15 protein-coding genes are annotated in these 17,818 nt (G+C 71.1%); 6 read left to right on the top strand and 9 right to left on the bottom strand.

Annotated elements, in window-relative coordinates; translation table 11 throughout:
• Positions 1–18 precede the first annotated feature (18 nt).
• The 4 genes from rodA to AB0I04_RS24445 all read right to left on the bottom strand — a co-directional run bounded on the left by rodA (position 19) and on the right by AB0I04_RS24445 (position 3,486).
• Positions 19–1,206: a rod shape-determining protein RodA gene (gene rodA, locus AB0I04_RS24460; RefSeq protein WP_360888509.1), complete on the bottom strand. Its 1,188-nt coding sequence runs from the start codon at positions 1,204–1,206 to the stop codon at positions 19–21.
• 251 nt (positions 1,207–1,457) lie between these two features.
• Complete coding sequence (locus tag AB0I04_RS24455; protein WP_360888506.1) at positions 1,458–2,042, bottom strand: carbonic anhydrase; 585 nt, start codon at positions 2,040–2,042, stop codon at positions 1,458–1,460.
• Positions 2,043–2,134: 92 nt separating this feature from the next.
• A complete protein-coding gene (locus AB0I04_RS24450) occupies positions 2,135–2,527 on the bottom strand; it encodes a hypothetical protein (RefSeq protein WP_360888503.1) in 393 nt (130 codons plus the stop codon).
• A 248-nt stretch (positions 2,528–2,775) separates the two neighbouring features.
• Positions 2,776–3,486, bottom strand: a complete 711-nt coding sequence (locus AB0I04_RS24445; RefSeq protein ID WP_360888500.1) for a hypothetical protein — start codon at positions 3,484–3,486, stop codon at positions 2,776–2,778.
• Between the two features lie 200 nt (positions 3,487–3,686).
• On the opposite strand from AB0I04_RS24445, the gene AB0I04_RS24440 reads away from it, so the two are divergent.
• Positions 3,687–4,376, top strand: a complete 690-nt coding sequence (locus tag AB0I04_RS24440) for a phosphatase PAP2 family protein (protein WP_360888497.1) — start codon at positions 3,687–3,689, stop codon at positions 4,374–4,376.
• A gap of 207 nt (positions 4,377–4,583) precedes the next feature.
• On the top strand, positions 4,584–5,333 hold the full coding sequence (locus AB0I04_RS24435) for a phosphatase PAP2 family protein (protein WP_360888494.1): 750 nt from the start codon (positions 4,584–4,586) through the stop codon (positions 5,331–5,333).
• Here the strand turns inward: AB0I04_RS24435 and AB0I04_RS24430 are convergent.
• Positions 5,328–6,842, bottom strand: coding sequence for an alpha/beta hydrolase (locus AB0I04_RS24430; RefSeq protein ID WP_360888960.1), 1,515 nt, complete (start codon positions 6,840–6,842; stop codon positions 5,328–5,330). The genes AB0I04_RS24435 and AB0I04_RS24430 overlap by 6 nt on opposite strands.
• Before the next feature lie 280 nt (positions 6,843–7,122).
• On the opposite strand from AB0I04_RS24430, the gene AB0I04_RS24425 reads away from it, so the two are divergent.
• A complete protein-coding gene (locus AB0I04_RS24425) occupies positions 7,123–8,097 on the top strand; it encodes a hypothetical protein (protein ID WP_360888492.1) in 975 nt (324 codons plus the stop codon).
• A 262-nt stretch (positions 8,098–8,359) separates the two neighbouring features.
• Complete coding sequence (locus tag AB0I04_RS24420) at positions 8,360–9,325, top strand: hypothetical protein (RefSeq protein WP_360888489.1); 966 nt, start codon at positions 8,360–8,362, stop codon at positions 9,323–9,325.
• A gap of 3 nt (positions 9,326–9,328) precedes the next feature.
• On the opposite strand, the gene AB0I04_RS24415 is transcribed toward AB0I04_RS24420, so the two are convergent.
• Complete coding sequence (locus tag AB0I04_RS24415; protein WP_360888487.1) at positions 9,329–10,564, bottom strand: MFS transporter; 1,236 nt, start codon at positions 10,562–10,564, stop codon at positions 9,329–9,331.
• Positions 10,565–10,634: 70 nt separating this feature from the next.
• Here AB0I04_RS24415 and AB0I04_RS24410 point away from each other — a divergent pair, with 70 nt between their 5' ends.
• Entirely contained in the window at positions 10,635–11,606 is a 972-nt protein-coding gene (locus tag AB0I04_RS24410; RefSeq protein ID WP_360888484.1) for a DUF5937 family protein, read from the top strand.
• A gap of 80 nt (positions 11,607–11,686) precedes the next feature.
• On the opposite strand, the gene AB0I04_RS24405 is transcribed toward AB0I04_RS24410, so the two are convergent.
• Entirely contained in the window at positions 11,687–14,437 is a 2,751-nt protein-coding gene (locus AB0I04_RS24405; RefSeq protein WP_360888481.1) for an alpha-amylase family glycosyl hydrolase, read from the bottom strand.
• A 163-nt stretch (positions 14,438–14,600) separates the two neighbouring features.
• Positions 14,601–15,542, bottom strand: coding sequence for a type II CAAX endopeptidase family protein (locus tag AB0I04_RS24400; RefSeq protein WP_360888479.1), 942 nt, complete (start codon positions 15,540–15,542; stop codon positions 14,601–14,603).
• Between the two features lie 300 nt (positions 15,543–15,842).
• Between AB0I04_RS24400 and AB0I04_RS24395 the strand changes: the two genes are divergently transcribed.
• Positions 15,843–17,180: a hypothetical protein gene (locus tag AB0I04_RS24395; RefSeq protein ID WP_360888476.1), complete on the top strand. Its 1,338-nt coding sequence runs from the start codon at positions 15,843–15,845 to the stop codon at positions 17,178–17,180.
• Between the two features lie 53 nt (positions 17,181–17,233).
• Here the strand turns inward: AB0I04_RS24395 and AB0I04_RS24390 are convergent, their stop codons facing one another.
• Positions 17,234–17,806 (bottom strand): YbhB/YbcL family Raf kinase inhibitor-like protein, encoded by a 573-nt coding sequence (locus AB0I04_RS24390; RefSeq protein WP_360888474.1) that lies wholly within the window; start codon positions 17,804–17,806, stop codon positions 17,234–17,236.
• Positions 17,807–17,818 lie beyond the last annotated feature (12 nt).

Here is a 17,818-nt window from a genome sequence, read left to right as displayed (position 1 = left end):
GGGGCCGTACGGCGTGGGTCAGCCGAACCGCCGCTGTCGCAGGTGCACGGCCTCGAGCAGGCCGAAGGCGATCATGTTGGCGAGCGTCGCCGACCCGCCGTAGGAGATGTACGGCAGGGGCACGCCCGTGATCGGCATGATGCCGATCGTCATGCCGATGTTCTCGAAGGTCTGGAACGCCAGCCAGGACACGACGCCGGTCGCGACGAGCATCCCGAAGCCGTTCGCGCACAGTGCGGCGATGCGCAGGCCGCGCCAGAGCACGACGCCGACGAGCACGACGATCAGCGCCGAGCCCAGGAAACCGAGTTCTTCACCGGCGACCGTGAAGATGAAGTCCGTGTGCTGCTCGGGAACGAAGTGGCCGCCGGTCTGCTGTCCACGGAACAGCCCCTGACCGGTCAGCCCGCCCGACCCGACGGCGATCCGGGCCTGCGCGGCGTTGTAACCGGCGCCCTTGGGGTCGGCCGCCGGGTCGGCGAAGGCGATGAACCGGTTGATCTGGTACGGCTTGAGCAGGTGGAACCGCCACGCGGCGACCCCGCCGCCCACGGCTCCGCCGACCAGGGCCAGCAGCCAGCGCTTGGGCGCCCCCGAGACCGCCACCATCGCCAGGACGACGACGGCGAGGACCATCGTCGTCCCGAGGTCCGGCTGCATCATGATCAACGCGGCGAGCAGTCCGGCGAGGGCGAGGGCCGCCACGATGTCGCGCGTGTCGGGCGCGGTCTGGGCGTCGCGCGGCTCCCCGAGGAGCACGGCGAGCACCACCACGAGCCCGACCTTGGCGAACTCCGACGGCTGGAGCTGGAACCCGCCGCCCAACTCGATCCAGGAGTGATGCCCCTTGATCGTCGAGCCGAGCGGGGTCAGGACGAGGATCAGCCCGACGCAGGACAGGCCGTAGAGGATCGGGGCGTACGCGCGGACGAGCCGGTAGTCCAGCGCCGCGACCAGCGCGGCGAGCCCCAGGCCGATCGCCACCGTCAGCAGGTGCTTCTTCAGGAAGCTCTGCGGGTCGCGGCCGGCGCTCAGCAGGGCCGGGCGGGTCGCCGACCACACCAGGAGCGTGCCGATCAGCGTCAGCATGACCACGGCGCTGACCAGCACCCAGTCGATCCGGCGCAGCGGCGACTCGTGGGCGGCCAGCCGGCGCAGCAGCGGACGCCGCGAGGCCGTCGTCACCGAGTTGTGGATCCCGAACATGGCACCCCCCGCCCGCCCCCCGACGGGCCCCGGCCGTCGGCCGCCGAGGCCCACCGGCGTCGGGCGACGCGGTGAGCCCCGGGCCGCCCGGCCCTTCCCGGCCGTCCCCCGGCGAGCCGGACGGCCGGGCGGGAGCCGAGCCCGCCGACGGTGTCTCTCTCTGTAACTGGTCCGTTACGTTGTGAGCATACCCTCGGGCGGTGCGAACGCCGCTGAGGTGAAGGGTGCGAGCGCGCGGACCGGTGGCCGGGTCACAGGGGCACGAAGGCACCCGTGTCCGGGCTGTGCCGCCATACCGCGCCGGTCTCGACATCGAAGAACCAGCCGTGCAGCCGCAGGGTGCCGTTGGCCAGGCGCCGCGCCACCCACGGATAGCGCCGGAGCTTGTCCAACTGGGCGACGAGGTGAGAACGCCCCGGATCCTCCTGGGCACGTTCGGGGATCCCGCGCCACCGGTGCGTGTGCAACAGCCAGAATCGCGTGGTCGGGGCCTGGCGGAGGACGCGACCGCTGGTGCGGCCGCGCACCGCGCCGCACCGGGTGTGGCCGCACACGATGAGGTCCGGGACGCCGAGGACCACCACGGCGTACTCGAGGGTGGCCGCCTCCGCGGTCAGCCGCCCCATCCGGTGGGGCGGGATGACGTTCCCCGCGGTCCGCAGCTCGAACAGGTCCCCCGGGGCGGAGCCGGTCAGCAGCGCCGGGACCACGCGGGCGTCGGAGCAGGAGACGAAGATCGCCTGCGGCCTGCTTCCGGGCTGTGGCGGGGAGAACCGCCCCCGCCGTGTGGCGACCTGCTGGTGGAAACTGCGGGCATGGTCGATCAGTGACTGCATGGTGTGTCCTTCGCGCTGATGGCGGGTGAGGTGACCGGAGCTCGCGTCGTGCGCGACCGGCCGTCGTCGCGCATGTACGGGAGGACCGCCGATCAGCAGCGGAAGACCTGCAGCCGGGCCGGTGCGACGTCGGCGACGAGCCGGGTCGGCCGCGCGATCCGGTGGGGCGCGGCCGAACGCGCGGCCGGGTTCGCCTCGGCGGACGGCCCGGAGCAGCCCCGGGGCGTCTGGTCGCCGTGGCCGGAGGCCGGCGCGGTGAGGTGGTGAAGGGTGGCGTCGCAGTGGCCCCACGGAACGGGCCGGCCTCCGTCGCCGGGATCGGAGCGCAGGTGATGCGCCGACCGGGCGACCTGGCAGAGGCCGAGGGCCGGCCGATCGGCCCGGAGGGACACGAGCGCGCCCCCCGAGTGGGTGCCGTGCGGAGACGTGCCGTGCAGGAGAAGGACGACGGTCACGGTCAGCGCCCACAGGATGACGGCCGCCACGCGTGCCGTCCGGAGCGCACCGTCCCCTGCTCGCCGCCTCCCGGCCAACCCGGCTCCAATCAATTACCAAGAGTGTTCAATCGATGACTCTATGTTGCCACTGTCGTCACGGGTCTACACGCGTGGCGACGCAGAGGTGTCGGCGCGGCTAGGAACGCCGCTCGTCCCGTGCCCGCGATCCGGGCGCGAATACGCCGAGGACCGGGCCGGTCGGTCCGGCACGGTCCTCGGCGTTCGATCTCCGGGGGTCACGACCCGGGCCGGGGCGCTCCTCCCGCGGGCCGCGCGTCACCGCCGTGCCAGGTCATCTCCGCGCCGAGGTGACCGGTGCGCACCACCCAGATCGCGGACACGATCGCCACCACGACGGCGACGGCCGCCACCACGGTGCCGATCACGGGGCGGGCCAGGAGGCCCTCCGCCGTGGCCGCGCGGTACCGCGCGAGGATCACCAGGACGACCAGCACGAGGGTGAGCAGGGGCACGAGCATGCGCAATTCCCCGCCGAGGTCCGCGTGCCGCTCCAGCAGCGAGGCCTCGCCGCCACCGCCCCGGGGTGCACCGCCGCCCCGGGGCGCGCGGGCGGCGCCGCCGCCGAACTGCTTCATTCGCGCCATCCGCTCGTCGCGCAGTTTCTCGCCGGCGCCGGCGGTGAGGATGGTCGCCGCCATCGTCACGATGGCGAAGACCCCCGCCGCGAGCCCGTACCGCACCCGCCAGACCGGGCGGACCGCGAGGGCGATCACGACGCCCGCCAGAATGGGGACGAGCACCACGGGGATGTGCAGGAGCAGCGCGTGGGCGGGCAGTCCGAAGGCGGTCGACAGCTCGATCGGGGCGGCGGCGACGGCCACCACGACGGTCGCCACCAACAGGAGGACAGAGGGGTCCGAGCGGAAGAACGGCCGCGCGGGTGCTCCCGCGGGGGCGTCGGACCCGGACAGGGCCGTATCGGTCATGGCCGGTGAACGTATTGGCGACGCCGCCACGTTCGCTGAGAGGAATCTATGAATCCCTTCTGAACGCCGAGCCCGCCGCGCATTCCGTCGATCAGTCGCCCCGTGTGTCGGGTCTGCCGCACACCGCGCCGACCGCAGCGATAACGTGTCTTGATCATGAGGGCGCGGTGAATGCCGCGGAACGAGCGGAAGGACGGGACGTGTCGAGCCGGGGGAAGATCACGGGTGGCGTCCTGCTCCTGGTGGCCGTGGCCGCCTTGGGTCTGATCGCGAAGACGTCCACCTCGACGCGCGCCGACATCCGGCTCGACGAGCATCTCGCCACGCTGCGAACGCCGGTCTTCACCCTGGTCGCCAAGGCGGCCACGCTCGCCGCTCAGGCGGAGGTGGGTCTCGTCGCCGCGGTCGTCGTTCCCGCGGTGCTGTGGCTGCTGCGGCGTCGCCGCGACGCGCTGCTGACCGCCTGCGTGATGGTCGGGGCGTTGGCGATCGCCTTCGCGGTGAAGACCCTGGTCGCCGAGCACCGGCCGCCGAGACGGTTGTGGCTCATCCCGCCGGACAACGCGATGAGCTTCCCGAGCGGGCACGCCACCGTCGCCGCCGCCGCGGCGCTGCTGCTGGGCATGCTCGTGCGCGGGCGGCCACGGCCGTTGGCGATGGCGGCCGGAGTGATCTTCGCGGGTGTCGTGGCGATCGCCCGTATGTACCTCGGCGTCCACTACCTGCTCGACGTCGTCGGCGGGTGCCTGGCGGCGGTGAGCGCCGCGCTGCTGGTCTCCGGCTTCCTCGACCTGCCGCGCATCCGGCGCGGCCTGGAGGACGTCGGGACCCCCGCCGCCGGACGACACCACGCCGGCCGTACGTCCCGGGTCGACACCGGACGGCGCTGATCCGGCGCTGTACGCTTCACGTCCTGTCCGAGCGTCGTCCCCGTACGCTTCGTGTCCTGACCGGGTGCTGGCCCCGTACGCCTTCCGCCGGGCGGGGCTGAGCGTGACGGCTCGGCGCCGGGCGACGCCGAGATCGCGCCGTACGTTGCTCTTCAGGAGGACCGCGCGTCGCGGTACGGCGGGAGAGCGGAGGGTAGGGGCTCGGACATGTGGCCGGAGAGTGTGCGCCGGTGGACGCGTCGGCGGTTCAGCGCCGACGGGCCGCTCGGCCTGCGGCTGACGCTGGCCTGCGCCGCCGTCTTCCTCGTCGCGGTGCCCTTCGTCGTCCTGCTGGCCCTGGTGAACGCCCGGTGGGCGCCGCTGCGGCACCTCGACGACGTCGCCACCGTCGACACGAACACCTTCGTCCTGCGGCACCGGGCGCTGGCCGGGCCGTTGCGGGCCACCGCGTACGTCTTCCACCCCTGGGTCTTCCGCGTGATCGTCCTGGCGCCGGCGGCGTGGCTGCTCTTCCGGGGCGCGCGGCGTCTCGCCGCGTGGGCCGCCGTGAACGTGCTGGTGGCGGGTGTACTGTCCGCAGGGCTCAAGATGGCCGTCGGGCGACCGCGCCCCGCGCTGCTCAGCCCGATCGCGCACGCCGGCGGGGCGTCGTTCCCGTCGGGGCACGCGCTGATGACGGTGGTGGGCACCGCGACGATCGTGCTCATCGTGCTGCCGGTCCTGCGCGGTGCCTGGCGTGCGGTCGCCTGGGCGGCCGCGGCGGTGCTCAGCGTGGTGTCCGGGATGTGCCGCGTGCTGCTCGGCGTGCACTACGTCAGCGACGTCGTCGCGGGCTGGATCCTCGGCGTCGCGATCGTGCTGGCCACCACGGCGGCGTTCGAGACGTGGCGCCCGCGGATGAGAAGAGACCCCGGGCGGCGTCCGCCCGGGGTCTCTCATCGATGCCGCGTGTTATGAGTGGACCGGCCGTGAGGGCTCCTCGGCGGCCTTCGTCATCGGCGTGGTGCCGGTGGGCCAGACGGCCGCGCAGTGCGTGCCCGCGGCGGGGAGCTTCAGCGAGGTCAGGTACGTCTCGATGTAGCCCTTCGCGCAGGGGCTGTTGCGGTAGTCGCCGTGTCCGACCCCGTCGTACTGCAGGAGCCGGGCGCTCGGGATCTGCTTCGCAACCGTCGTGCTCCACACGTGCGGCGTCGCCACGTCGTACTTGCTCGCCGTGACCAGGATGGACGTCCCGGCCTTGACCGACAGGCGGTGCTGCGGGTTCGTCACCTTCGACGGCCAGCCGAGGCAGCTCGTGATGTCGCTCCAGAACTGCGACATGCGCGTGTGCGGCGCGATCTTCGCCAGGTTCTTCCGGTAGCGCTGCAGCTCGGCGAAGCCGCTCACCTGCCACTTCCAGTCCTGGCACCAGATGGCCTGGTAGGAGTTCTCGCCCAGGTCCGCGTGGGCGGGCCGGGCCGGCGAGGAGAGCGTACCGACGGTGGGCTTGCCGCTCGCGACGGACGCCAGCTTCGTGGCCAGTGCCGCCCAGCGCTCGCCCGGCCGGTACATCGGGCTGAACGCGATCTCGCGCAACCCGTTGGCATCGATCTTCTTGCCGTTCGACGGGTCGGTCAGCGTGCCCTTCTCGGCCTTGGCGTACAGGCCGTCCCACACGGCCCGGACGTTCTGGCCGTGCAGCGCGCAGCCGCTCGTGCGGGCGCACCAGTCGGCGAAGGCGTTGAACGACGACTCGAAGTCACGCGTCGCGGTCTCGAGGTACCGGTACGCCGACGTGATGCTGTGGTCCATGTTGGAGTCGATCGTCATCGCGCGGATGCGGCTCGGGAACAGCTCGGCGTACTGCTGGCCGATCTGCGTCCCGTACGACCCTCCGTAGTAACTGATCTTCTTCTCGCCGAGCGCCGCGCGGATGGCGTCCATGTCCCGGATGGTGCTGACCGTGTCGACGTGGTCGAACAGCGGCCCGGTGTTGGCGCGGCAGTCGGCGCCGAGTTTCGCGTTGTACGCCAGCAGGCTCTTGTACTCGGCCTGCGTGCTCGGGAAGTCGGTCGGCGCCTTGTCGAGTAGGTCCTGGCTGCACTGGACCGGGTGGCTGCGCGAGACGCCGCGCGGGTCCCAGCTGACGATGTCGAACCGCTGCCGCAGGACGCTGTCGTCCGTGATGTTCCGGCCGATGATGTACGAGTCGATGCCGGAGACGCCCGGCCCGCCGGGGTTGACGAGCAGGATGCCGATCCGGTGTTTCGGGTCGAGGGCGGGCAGCCGGCCGACCGCCAGGTCGAACGTCGCGCTCTTCGGCTTCGCCCAGTCGACGGGCACCTTGATCGTCGTGCAGTCGGACTTCTGCGTGCCGCCGCAGTCGTGCCACGACAGGCTCGCCGGCTTCGACGCCGCGCCGGCGGTCGCGGGGGCGGCGACCATGGCCGTGGCACCGGCGATCAGGGCGGCCATCGCCGCCGTCATTCTTCGCACCCGTACGTCTCCTGGAAATGGGGGGCAACAGCGCCGTCAGACGAGACGGCGTGATCATGACAAAGATGATCTTAATGAGATCGCCGACAAACGAGGACGAGACGGATCTTTCGCCGGTGGGTCGTCCGGCTCGCGACGTTCCCTTTCCGGCTGCTGACGTTGTCGTGACCGGAATCGATCGTGTCTCTCAGTGATCGCACGAGAGCATGGGGTGCGGATCTGTCATCCGTCGCATCCACCGTGCGGCCGGTCTCGTAGGAGCCTGATCGTCATGTGGCCGAGAACGTGGACACCAGGGCGGCGCGCGGTGGTCGCGGCCGTGACCCTGCTGACCTGTGCCGCTCCCGGCTCGGCGTTGGCCAGGCCGTCGCTTCCGGGCCGGCCGATGCCGATTCCGCCCGTCCGGGTCCACGGCATCACCGCGATCTCCGCGGGCGTCGACTTCGCGCTGGCGCTGCGCACCGACGGCACGGTCGCCAGCTGGGGCAGGGACAATTTCGGCCAGGTCAGCTTCGCGCGCCGGCTGCGTGGCATCACGGCCATCTCCGCCGGGAACGACTTCGCGCTGGCACTGCGCACGGACGGCACGGTCGTCGGGTGGGGGCGCGATGAGTTCGGTCAGGCCAGCCCGCCGCGCTGGTTGCGCGGCGTCCGGGGGATCTCGGCCGGCGGCGACTGGTCCATGGCGGTCAAGTGGGACGGCACCGTGGTGGCGTGGGGGAGCGACACCTTCCGGAAGGTGAGCTCGGCGAACCGTCTCTCCGGGATCACGGCCGTGACCGCCGGCGGCGACTTCGGCCTCGCGCTGCGAACCGACGGCACCATTGTCGGCGTCGGCAGCGACGCGTTTGGTAAATCCAGCCTGGCGCGTTTCGTGCGCGGCGCCATCTCCATCACCAAAGGCACCAACTTCGGCCTCGCCCTCCTGACGGACGGCACTCTCGTGGGCTGGGGCGCCGACGACTTCCGCCAGGTCACCCTCGCCCGGCGGGTCTTCGGGATCCGCGGGGTCTCCGCCAGCGCCGCGTTCGTCGACGCGGTGCGCTGGGACGGCACCGTGGTCGGCTGGGGTAACGACGAGTTCGGTCAGGCGAGTCCGCCGCGCTGGCTGCGCGGCGTCACCGCGATCTCCACGGGCAACGACTTCGCGCTCGCCCTGCGGTCCGACGGCACCGTCGTCGAGTTCGGCCACGTCGTGCTGCCTCGGCATGCGGGGGACGGCTCGGTCGTGATCTCGGGTACGTGAGGCGCGGCCGTTGCCGCCGTGCCTGCCGCAGCGGTGGCGGGCGCCGGCGGGGCCTGACGACGGACGATCCTCGCGACAAGCGGGGATGAGATGGACCTTTCGCTCGGTAGGTCGTCCGGCTCGCGACGTTCCCTTTCCGGCTGCTGACGTTGTCGTGACCGGAATCGATCGTGTCCCTCAGTGATCGCACGAGAGCATGGAGTTTTCATCCGCCAGCCGCCACATCCACCGTGCGGCCGATCTCGTAGGGAGCCTGATCGTCATGTGGCCGAGAACGCGAACGCCACGGCGGCGTGCGGTGCTGCGCGCGGCGGCCGCGGCCGTGACCCTGCTGACCTGCGCCGCCCCCGGTCCGGCGTCGGCCAGGCCGTCGCTTCCGGGCCGGCCGATGCCGATCCCGCCCATCCGGCTCCACGGCATCACCGCGGTCTCCTCCGGCGTCGACTTCGCGCTGGCGCTGCGCACCGACGGCACGGTCGCCAGCTGGGGCAGGGACAATTTCGGCCAGGTCAGCTTCGCGCGCCGGCTGCGTGGCATCACGGCCATCTCCGCCGGGAACGACTTCGCGCTGGCACTGCGCACGGACGGCACGGTCGTCGGGTGGGGGCGCGATGAGTTCGGTCAGGCCAGCCCGCCGCGCTGGCTGCGCGGCGTCCGGGGGATCTCGGCCGGCGGCGACTTCGCCCTGGCGGTGAAGTGGGACGGCACAGTCGTCGGCTGGGGAAGCGACGAGTTCCGGAAGGTCAGCTCGGCCGACCGCCTCACGGGGATCACCGCCGTCTCCGCCGGTGGCGACTTCGGCCTCGCACTGCGCAGCGACGGCACCGTGGTCGGGTTCGGCAACGACGAGTTCGGAAAATCCAGTCTGACGCGCTTCCTGCGCGGCATCACCGCCATCAGCACCGGTAACGACTTCGCCGTCGCCCTCCGGACGGACGGCACCGTCGCGGCGTGGGGAGGCGACGAGTTCCGCCAGGTCACCTCCGCCCGCCGGGTCTTCGGGATCCGAGACGTCTCCGCCAGCGCCGGGTTCGTGAGCGCGGTGCGGTGGGACGGCACCGTCGTCGGCTGGGGCCGGGACGAGTTCGGCCAGGCGAGCCCGCCGCGCTGGCTGCGGGGCATCACGGCCATCTCTTCGGGCAACGACTTCGTGCTCGCCCTGCGGTCCGACGGCACCGTCGTCGAGTACGGGCACGTCATTCTGGTCCGACGTGATGATCAGAGGTGATGATCAGACCGACGCGGGCTCGGGGCGGAGTTCGTCCGCCGGCGGCACCACCGGCAACGGCGGAGCCTGACGACGGGCGATCCTCGGAGCCAGGGCTCCGACCCCCAGGGCCGCCGCGGTGCCGGCGAGCGCGCTGAACCACCACACCGCCGCCGGCCCGACCGACGCGTAGACGCCGGTGCCCGCGGAGAGGGCGATGAACCGGGCGATACCCCAGGTCCACTGGAAGGCGCCCTGGTAACGGCCGCGGGCGTCCTCCGGTGCGAGGCTCGCCACGATCGCGCCGGCGACGCCGCCGACCGCCGCCTCGCCGGCCGACCACAGCACGACCGTCCCCGCGTACGCCCAGGGGCTGTGGGCGACCCCCGTCAGGGCGATGCCGACCGCGACCAGCACGCTACCGGCCACGAACACGGGCACCTGCGCGAACCGCGACAGCACGTGCAGGGCCACCGGTTGCAGGACCACCACCAGGACAGCGTTGAGCGTCGCCATCACGCCCAGCGTGGCGGTCGACAGCCCGTCGTCACGGATCGCCAGTGGCAGGGCCACCTCGGTGAGCGAGTAGATCATCAGCCCGATCCCGAACAGCGGGAGCAGCGCCCGCATCAGCGGGTCCCGCAGCACCACGCCGTACCCCGCACCGCTCGTGGAGGCGGCGGATCGGGTCGCCCTGCCGCGCCCGCCGGGCAGCAGCGTCACCGCGATGCCGGCGAACGCCAGCGAGGTCGTCGCGTCGACGAGGAACAACAGCCAATAGCCGTGCGCGGCGAGGAACCCGCCGAGGACGCCGGCCACCGCCGTGCCGATGTTGACGCCCCAGTGGAACAGCGAGAACGCCCTGCGCCGCCCGTCGACGGGCACCGCGTCGGTCATCAGGGCCCCGGTGGCCGGGCCGACCATGCTGCCCGCCCCGCTGAGGAGCACGGCCGCGAAGGCCAGCGAGAGGACGTTCGGGGCGGCGTACAGCAGCCCCTGGGCGGTGGCGGTACCGAGCAACCCGGCCAGGATCGTGGGACGCCGCCCGATGCGGTCGGCGAGCAGCCCGCCGACCGCCGGCCCGATCAGGTTGCCCGCCCCCAGCGCACCGAGCACGTACGGCACCTGCTGGGTGGAGACGCCGCGCGACCCCAGATAGAACACGAGGAACGGCGTCACGATGTAGCCGATCCGGTTCACGATGGTCCCGGCGAAGATGATCCAGGCGGTACGGGGCAGCCCGCTGAAGGTGGAGAGCATGACCGAAATCCTGCGGCTGCCGTAGACTCACGGCCATTGATTAAGTCATGGCCGAATCCAAGGAGCGCCCATGCTGTCCGAACTGGCCTTCTCCGCGGACGACCTGGCGCTCACCCGGCTCGCCATCTCCCCGATGTGGGAGGTCGTCAGCAGCTTCCGGCTCCTGATCGCCGGCTCCTCGCATCCGGTGCATCGTTCCTGGCTGGAGCAGGTACGACCGCGAGTGGCCGCCGCCGGGCTCGACGACGGCTGGCTCGCCCGGTTGATCCCGGCCCAGGGGTACCTCGCCGACTTCCTCACCCCGCCGCCCGTCGAGCCGACACCCGACCTCGAGACCGAGCTGGCCGTCATCCGCGCCACTCCGGCCGAGTACGTCCGGCGCGACGTCGACCACTTCGCGGTCGACGATCCGCGCCGCGCGGCCCTGCGCGCGGATCCACCGGACCGCCTCGCCCAGGTCTGCGCGGAGATCGAAACCTACTGGGAGCTCGCCCTCGCCCCGTACTGGGCGAGGATCCGGGCCGTGCTGGACGCCGACGTGTTCCACCGCGCCCGGCAGGTCGCCGAGCGCGGCACCGGTCACCTGTTCAACGACCTGCACGCGACGCTGAGGTGGGACGACAACACCCTCCGGCTGGTCCGCCGGCACTGTGCCGTCTCGCGGGAGGCCGCCGGGCCAGGGCTGGTCCTGGTCCCGTCCGTATTCGCGGAGCACGTGTTGACCTGGTCGCGTCCGCCGGAGCCGCCGCAGCTCGCCTACCCCGCCCGAGGGATCGGCACGCTGTGGGAGCACCGCCCGGTTCGACACGCCGACGCGATCGCCGCCGTCCTCGGCCGCTCCCGTACGCTCCTGCTGATCGAGCTGGCGGCGCCGGCCTCCACGACGGAGCTGGCCCGCCGCACCGGCATATCCGCGGCCGGAGTGTCCCAGCACCTGACCGCGCTGCGCGACGCGGGCATGGTCAGCGCCCACCGCGCCGGCCGCTCGGTCCTCTACGCCCGTACGGCGATCGCCGAGTCCCTCCTGGAGACCGCCGCCTGACATTCGCCGCAGATCACGGCGCCGGCCGGGGCCCGTGTCGTTCGCTCCCGGGGCGGGCGAACGACACGGGCCGAGATCGGCTAGGAGACCTTCTCGACCGCAGGGACGTGGGTGACCTGGTTCCAGGTGAACCGGTACTTGGCGCCGCCCGCCGGAACGCTGAGCTTCAGGTTCTCACCGCCGGCGGCCCCGCCCACGCCGTAGTTCTCGGTCCACGAGTCGTTGATCGCGATCTTCCACTCGTAGTCGCCGGCGGGCAGGGTGAACGTGCCGTGCCACTGGCCGTCGGTCGTGTCGAAGGACAGCCGGCTGCTCGCGCAGGCCGGATCCCAGTCGCCCGCGCAACCGACCTCCGACTGCAGCGACCCGGCCAGCGTCACGTGGTCCCGCGCCGGCTTGGGCTCGGCGGTCGTCACCGTGACCGGCGCGCTCGTGACGGGGCGCGAGCCGGGTTCGAGCAGGATGGCGCGGTACCGGACCTGCGTGCCCAGCGGCAACTTCGAGACGTCGTCGGTGACGACGTAGTCCGGTGAGGACGTGTCCGTGCCCAGGTCCGTCCAGGCGCCGCCGCCGACGCTGCGCTGGAACCGTACCGACTGCGTCGCCCGCTCCGGGTCGATGCTCGCCTGGACGGTCACCGGGTCGATGCCGGTCACGGTGCCGCCGTCCTTCGGGGCGGTCACGGTGACCGACGGCGCCGGCACGGCCGTCGACCGTACGTCGCTCCAGCGGATGTGACCGGCGTTGTCCAGGACGACGGCGCGGTAACGCAGCGCGGTGCCGGTCCGGTAGCCGCTGGTGTCGTGGAACACCTGGTACGGCGCGTTGTCGTCGGTGCCGATCGACTGCCATGGGCCGTTCCCGACCTTGGCCTGGAACGTCACCTCGCCGAACGAGGAGCCGGCGACGTTCGCGCTGACGCGCATGCGGCCGTGCGACACGTCCGCGGGCGCGGGCGCGTCGAGCCGGATCGGCGGGGCGGCCTTGGACGCGGGGATCCGGCCGTCCGCGAGGTACACCACCGCGGACAGCGGCGGCACGGTCACGTCGAGGGTCCGGTCGCCCTTGCTGTGCAGCGTGGCCGCCCCGGGGCCGTACACCTTCGTGAAGCCGCCGTCGGCGACGTACGTCGGGATGGCGGCCGACTGCGCCGTAGCGGCGTTGTTCAGCGCGACGACGTACTCCCGCTGCTGCTTCCGGTCGACGCGGGAGAACGCGAAGATCCCGGGACCGTCGGAGGCGTGGCGCACCTGCTCCGCGCCGCTCCGCAGGGCGGGGTGCTGCTTCGTGACCGCGGCGAGCTCCCGGATCGTACGGTAGAGCGGGTGGCCGGGGTCGAAGTTGTCGACCGCGTGCGTCGAGTCGGTCCCGAGCAGGTCGTCCTTGAGATACTCCGGCACCTTGCTGGCGAACATCGTCTGCCGCGCCAGCTGGTCCCCGCCCGTACCGGTGAAGCCCTGCTCGTCGCCGTAGTAGACGACGGGGTTGCCGCGTGAGAAGTACATCAGCTCGTGCGCGAGCCGGTCCCGGGCGACCAGCTCGGCGTCCTGGGCGTTCGGGTTGTCGCTCTTGAGGAAGTAGCCGATGCGCCCCATGTCGTGGTTGCCGAGGAACGTCGGCAGCTCGTAGACGTTGGAGTCCGCGTCGGTGTACCAGTCGTCGTTCTGGAAGAACGTCGCCAGCGCGGCGTTCCCCCGGCTCCGTGACGCGAAGTCGCGCGCGGCGCTCTGGAAGGGGAAGTCCAGGACCGCCTGCATCCTGTCGTGCGTCGTGTAGTGCGAGGTGAAGCTCTTCGCCGCCGCGTCGCTACCGTCGAGGGCCACCTCACCGAACATGAAGAAGTCCGGCTTCCCGTGCGCCCGCGCGTACCGCACGAGTCCCGGCCCGAACGTCTGCCAGAACTCGTCGTTGACGTGCTTCATCGTGTCGATGCGGAAGCCGTCGATCCCGAAGTCCTTGATCCAGGTCTCGTAGACGTCCATGAACCCGCGCACGACGCGCGGGTTCTCGGTCATCAGGTCGTCGAGCCCGAAGAAGTCGCCGTACTGCGAGTCCTCGCCGGTGAACGTCGTGTTGCCGCGGTTGTGGTACAGCGTCACGTCGTTGAGCCAGTCCGGCTTCTTGAGGTGCTTCTCGCTGTCGTCGAGCACCGGCGTGTACGGGAACGAGGTGTTCGGGTCCAGCTTCGGGAAGGTCGAGGTGCCCGCGTAGTCGCGGTCGTCGAACGGCTTGCCGTCGGCGGTGCGGTACGGCTTCTGGTCCTTGGAGACGTACGCCGTGCGTGCCCCCTGCTTGTAGCCGATCACGTCGGCGGTGTGGTTGGTGATGATGTCGAAGTAGACCTTCATGCCGCGCGCGTGCGCCGCCTTGATCAGCGCCGCGAGGTCGGCGTTCGTGCCGAGGTGCGGGTCGATCTGCGTGAAGTCGGTGATCCAGTAACCGTGGTAGCCGGCCGACGGGCCGTCCTCGAGCTGGACGGCCTTGTTCTTGAAGCTGGGAGTCAGCCAGATCGCGTTGGTCCCGAGCCCCTGGATGTAGTCGAGCTTCGACGCGACCCCCTTGAGGTCGCCGCCGTTGTAGAAGCCCTTGTCGGTGGGGTCGAACCCGGAGACCAGCCGGTCGTTCCCGAGACCGCCGGTGTCGTTGGCCGTGTCACCGTTCTTGAATCGGTCGGCCATCACGAAGTAGAAGTTCTCGGTCGGGCTGCGGAGCGAGTGCAGGGCTCCGCCTCGAGGGGCGGGTTCGGCGTTGGCCGGCAGGGCCGCCGACCAGGCGGCCACGCCGAGCGTGGCCGCGGCTGCGGCGAGGGCGGTGCGTACCGAGTTGCGCATCGTGCGGACTCCTGGCTCGTGGGTGCCAAGACGGTAATTCACCGCACGCCCGGAGAAAAGATCTTCGGTGCCCGTCTCCGCTTTCAGCGGGCCGGTGCCAGGCTCACGTACGGCAAGGCTCCACCGGAGACGTATCCGGTGGAGCCTGGGTGTGTCTTCGATGTCAGTCGCGGGGGCCGCGGTAGCCGAGACGGCCGCGGGTGGCGATGAGGAGTATCGCGGCGGCGGCGCCGTAGCCGATGCCGCCGGCGGTGAGTATCCACGACTCCTGCGTGTTCTTGAACAGTTCCGGCAGGACGAGGCTGGCGACGGTGTTGTTGCTCGCGTGCAGGAGCAGGGCGACGGGCAGGCTCTCATCGGTGTGGTTGAACACCCAGGTGATGAGGTAGCTGATAGCCACGCACATCGCGACGAAGGTGCCGACCGTGAGCCACCAGTGGACCGTGTCGGCCCGGGTGCCGGCGAGCGACCAGCTCGTGAAGAACAGCGGCAGGTGCCAGAAGGCCCAGACCACGCCGAGGATGAGGGTGCCGCGGGCCGCTCCGTGACGGCGCTGGATCAGCGGAAGGGCGAAGTCGCGCCAGCCGGGCTCCTCGGCCATGCCGGTGGTCAGGACCTGGACGAGGAGCATGGGCAGGTAGGCGGCGGCGACCGCGACCGAAGGCGTGTGGAGGCCGTGGATGGCGCCGGGCATCAGGAGGGTGCCGCCTACCAGCAGGGCGGGGACGCCGGTCAGCACGATCAGGTACCAGTACCAGCGCACGCGCAGCCGGAACAGCCGCCGCCGCCAGTGCCGCAGCCCCTCCCGACCGCCGGTGATCGCCGTGACGACCAGTCCCGCGCCGAGCGGCCCGAGGTACGCGCCGGGGAGGACGCCGGGGATCTGGGTGTCGCCCAGGAGCTTGGGGAAGTGGAAGTGCAGCACCCCGAGTCCGTCGGCGGACAGCACGTACGGCAGCCAGGCCAGCCAGCTCGCCGCGTACGCCAGCACGAAGAACGCGACCAGCGGATGCCGCTGGACGACCCCGAACGGGCCGCGTCGGCGCGCGTGTTCTGGGGCGTGGACTGCGGTTGCGGGCGGCGTCGGCGCGATCGACCTGCTCATCGGTCGGATCCTCCAGGGGTGGCGGGGCGGTCTGCGAACGAGAACATGGCATCACCGCACGACCCCCCGGGTCGCTCCCGCCACCTGCCCGAAATCGCTCCAGCGCCCTGCCCGTTCGAGGTAGTGCAGGCTGGAAATTCGCAGCTCACGCCCCCTGCGGTCAGCCCCCGAACATCGCGACGGCGTCGGTATTGACCTCACGAATCGGGAAAATGGCGAGATCTGCCGCCCACGGCGGCGTCAAAGTGCTCACCGAGTTGTACGATCTTGGTCGACTTATCACCTGAATTAAGGCCGTACATGCTCCGAACTCTGGCCACCATCGCCACGTCGAGCGCCGTGGTGATTTCCTCGGCCCTTCCGGCGGCCGCTGACTCGAAACGGCCGACCACAATTATCGATTTCGCCAGTTCGGCGAACACGGTGGCCTACCAGCAGCCGGTGACCTTCACCGGCGAGCTGATCGACGCCCGTACCAAGGACCCGCTGGCCGGCGAGCCGGTGCAGATCAGGTTCACGCCACCCGGCGCGAGTACCACGACGGTGGCCGCCGGAACGACCGGATCCGACGGGCGCTTCACGATCAACACGACGCTGCCGAGCGGTGGAAGGGTCTCGGCGGTGTTCCCGGGTGACACCGGCCTGGATCCCGGCAGCAGCCCGGGCCCGGAGATATTGCTGCAGGCCGCGCATCTGCCGAGCCGGCTCGTGCTGGATCCGGTGCCCGCCTCCGTACCGGCCGGAACGCCGGTCACCTTCTCCGGCACGATGCAGGTCCAGGTCAACGGCGCCTGGGAGGCATTCCCGGGTGCTCCACTCACGCTGACGATGGAACCGGCCAGCTCCAGCCAGTCGAACCTCACCTACGTGACGACCAGTGGTGCCGACGGCCGGTTCAGCCTGACCGAGCCGGTGAGCGGGACCAGTGACTGGAGCATCGACGACACCCAGAAGGGCGTCCACCAGGGAGGGTGGTTCCAGGATTTCACCAGAGCCGACTACAACTGGATCGACGGCGTGTCCAGGACGCGCGTCGCCGGCTTCAGCGTTCCGTCCCATGACGAGGCGCACCATGCCTATTCCTCCGGTCTGTATGCCACCGGCACGGTGGAGCGCTGGAACGGCAATTCCTGGGTCGGCCTGATCTACGGCTGGGTCGACCTCTACTACCGGCCCAAGGGCTCCACCACCTGGCACAAGGACTACGCCACACAGACCGATGCGAACGGCCAATTCCGCAACGTCGTCGGTATTCATCTCGGCACCGTCGATTGGCAGGCACGGGTGCGCGCGTCGGCCGACACCCTGACGTCCACGAGCGCCGGTACGGTCACCAGCACCGTCACCGACAAGACCCACTTCAGGTCAGCGTCAATCACTCGCAGGTCGTCGAAGAGCGTCATCAACGGCCAGGTGGCCGACTGGTACAGCGGCCCCTCCTTCTCCGATCTGCGCGGCCTGAAGGTCCGCCTGTACTACCGGGCTCGGGGTTCAAAGACCTGGCACTCCTACCGGACCGCGACCCTCGGCCGGAACGGGGTCTTCCGGTTCTCCGTGTCCAAGAACCACGGCTACTACTTCAAGGTCACCTTCCCGACCCAAGGCGCTTTCCAGTCCTCCACCAGCCGCACTCTGTGACCGGGCAGCGCCGCCCCTGAGGCACGTACGATCAGCGGCCTTCGGCCGGCGGCTCAGGAGCGTTCGTAGAAACCGTCGAGACGGCCGCGGGCGAGGACGCCGCCCGCGGCCGCCAGCACGTCGCGTGGCTTGGCGGAGTCCAGGGCGGCGCCGCTCGACGCCGCGGTGACCGGCTCGGCGAGGGCGAAGAGCTGGAAGACGTACCGGTGCGGGCCGTGACCCTTGATCGGCGCCGGGCCGTGGTAGCCGCGGCCCATGCCCGAACGCAGGAGGCTCACGCCGTCGGCGGGGTTCTCGGCGTCGAGCGCCCCTTGGGCGAGGCCGGTCACCGAGGGGTCCAGCAGGGCGACGCAGTGGACGAACGGCGCGGCGGTGGGCGCGTCGGGATCCTCGACGACCAGCAGCAACTGCCCGGTGGACTCAGGTGCCGGGGACCAGTTCAAGGCCGGTGACAGGTCCTTGCCGCCGATTCGCTTCGCGGCGTGAACGGTCGGGAGCGTCTCCTCGTTCTCGAAGTCCGGGCTGGTCAGGGTCAGCGTGTCCGCGCCGGCCAGGTTCGATGAGTTCCAGGCGAGGCCCGTCTCCCCGGCTCGCCGGTTCTTCAGCATCTTGCCGATCACTGCCATGGGTTTCTCCTT

Source organism: Actinoallomurus sp. NPDC050550 (assembly GCF_040655075.1).
Classification (GTDB): Bacteria; Actinomycetota; Actinomycetes; order Streptosporangiales; family Streptosporangiaceae; genus Actinoallomurus.
The sequence above is the reverse complement of the archived record's forward strand: the minus strand, read 5'-3'. Positions and strand labels throughout refer to the sequence as shown.

Coding starts and splice junctions, on each gene's coding strand:
- rodA (WP_360888509.1), bottom strand. CDS start 1,206: ATGTTCGGGATCCACAACTCGGTGACGACGGCCTCGCGGCGTCCGCTG.
- AB0I04_RS24455 (WP_360888506.1), bottom strand. CDS start 2,042: ATGCAGTCACTGATCGACCATGCCCGCAGTTTCCACCAGCAGGTCGCC.
- AB0I04_RS24445 (WP_360888500.1), bottom strand. CDS start 3,486: ATGACCGATACGGCCCTGTCCGGGTCCGACGCCCCCGCGGGAGCACCC.
- AB0I04_RS24435 (WP_360888494.1), top strand. CDS start 4,584: ATGTGGCCGGAGAGTGTGCGCCGGTGGACGCGTCGGCGGTTCAGCGCC.
- AB0I04_RS24430 (WP_360888960.1), bottom strand. CDS start 6,842: ATGACGGCGGCGATGGCCGCCCTGATCGCCGGTGCCACGGCCATGGTC.
- AB0I04_RS24425 (WP_360888492.1), top strand. CDS start 7,123: ATGTGGCCGAGAACGTGGACACCAGGGCGGCGCGCGGTGGTCGCGGCC.
- AB0I04_RS24420 (WP_360888489.1), top strand. CDS start 8,360: ATGTGGCCGAGAACGCGAACGCCACGGCGGCGTGCGGTGCTGCGCGCG.
- AB0I04_RS24415 (WP_360888487.1), bottom strand. CDS start 10,564: ATGCTCTCCACCTTCAGCGGGCTGCCCCGTACCGCCTGGATCATCTTC.
- AB0I04_RS24410 (WP_360888484.1), top strand. CDS start 10,635: ATGCTGTCCGAACTGGCCTTCTCCGCGGACGACCTGGCGCTCACCCGG.
- AB0I04_RS24405 (WP_360888481.1), bottom strand. CDS start 14,437: ATGCGCAACTCGGTACGCACCGCCCTCGCCGCAGCCGCGGCCACGCTC.
- AB0I04_RS24400 (WP_360888479.1), bottom strand. CDS start 15,542: ATGAGCAGGTCGATCGCGCCGACGCCGCCCGCAACCGCAGTCCACGCC.
- AB0I04_RS24395 (WP_360888476.1), top strand. CDS start 15,843: ATGCTCCGAACTCTGGCCACCATCGCCACGTCGAGCGCCGTGGTGATT.
- AB0I04_RS24390 (WP_360888474.1), bottom strand. CDS start 17,806: ATGGCAGTGATCGGCAAGATGCTGAAGAACCGGCGAGCCGGGGAGACG.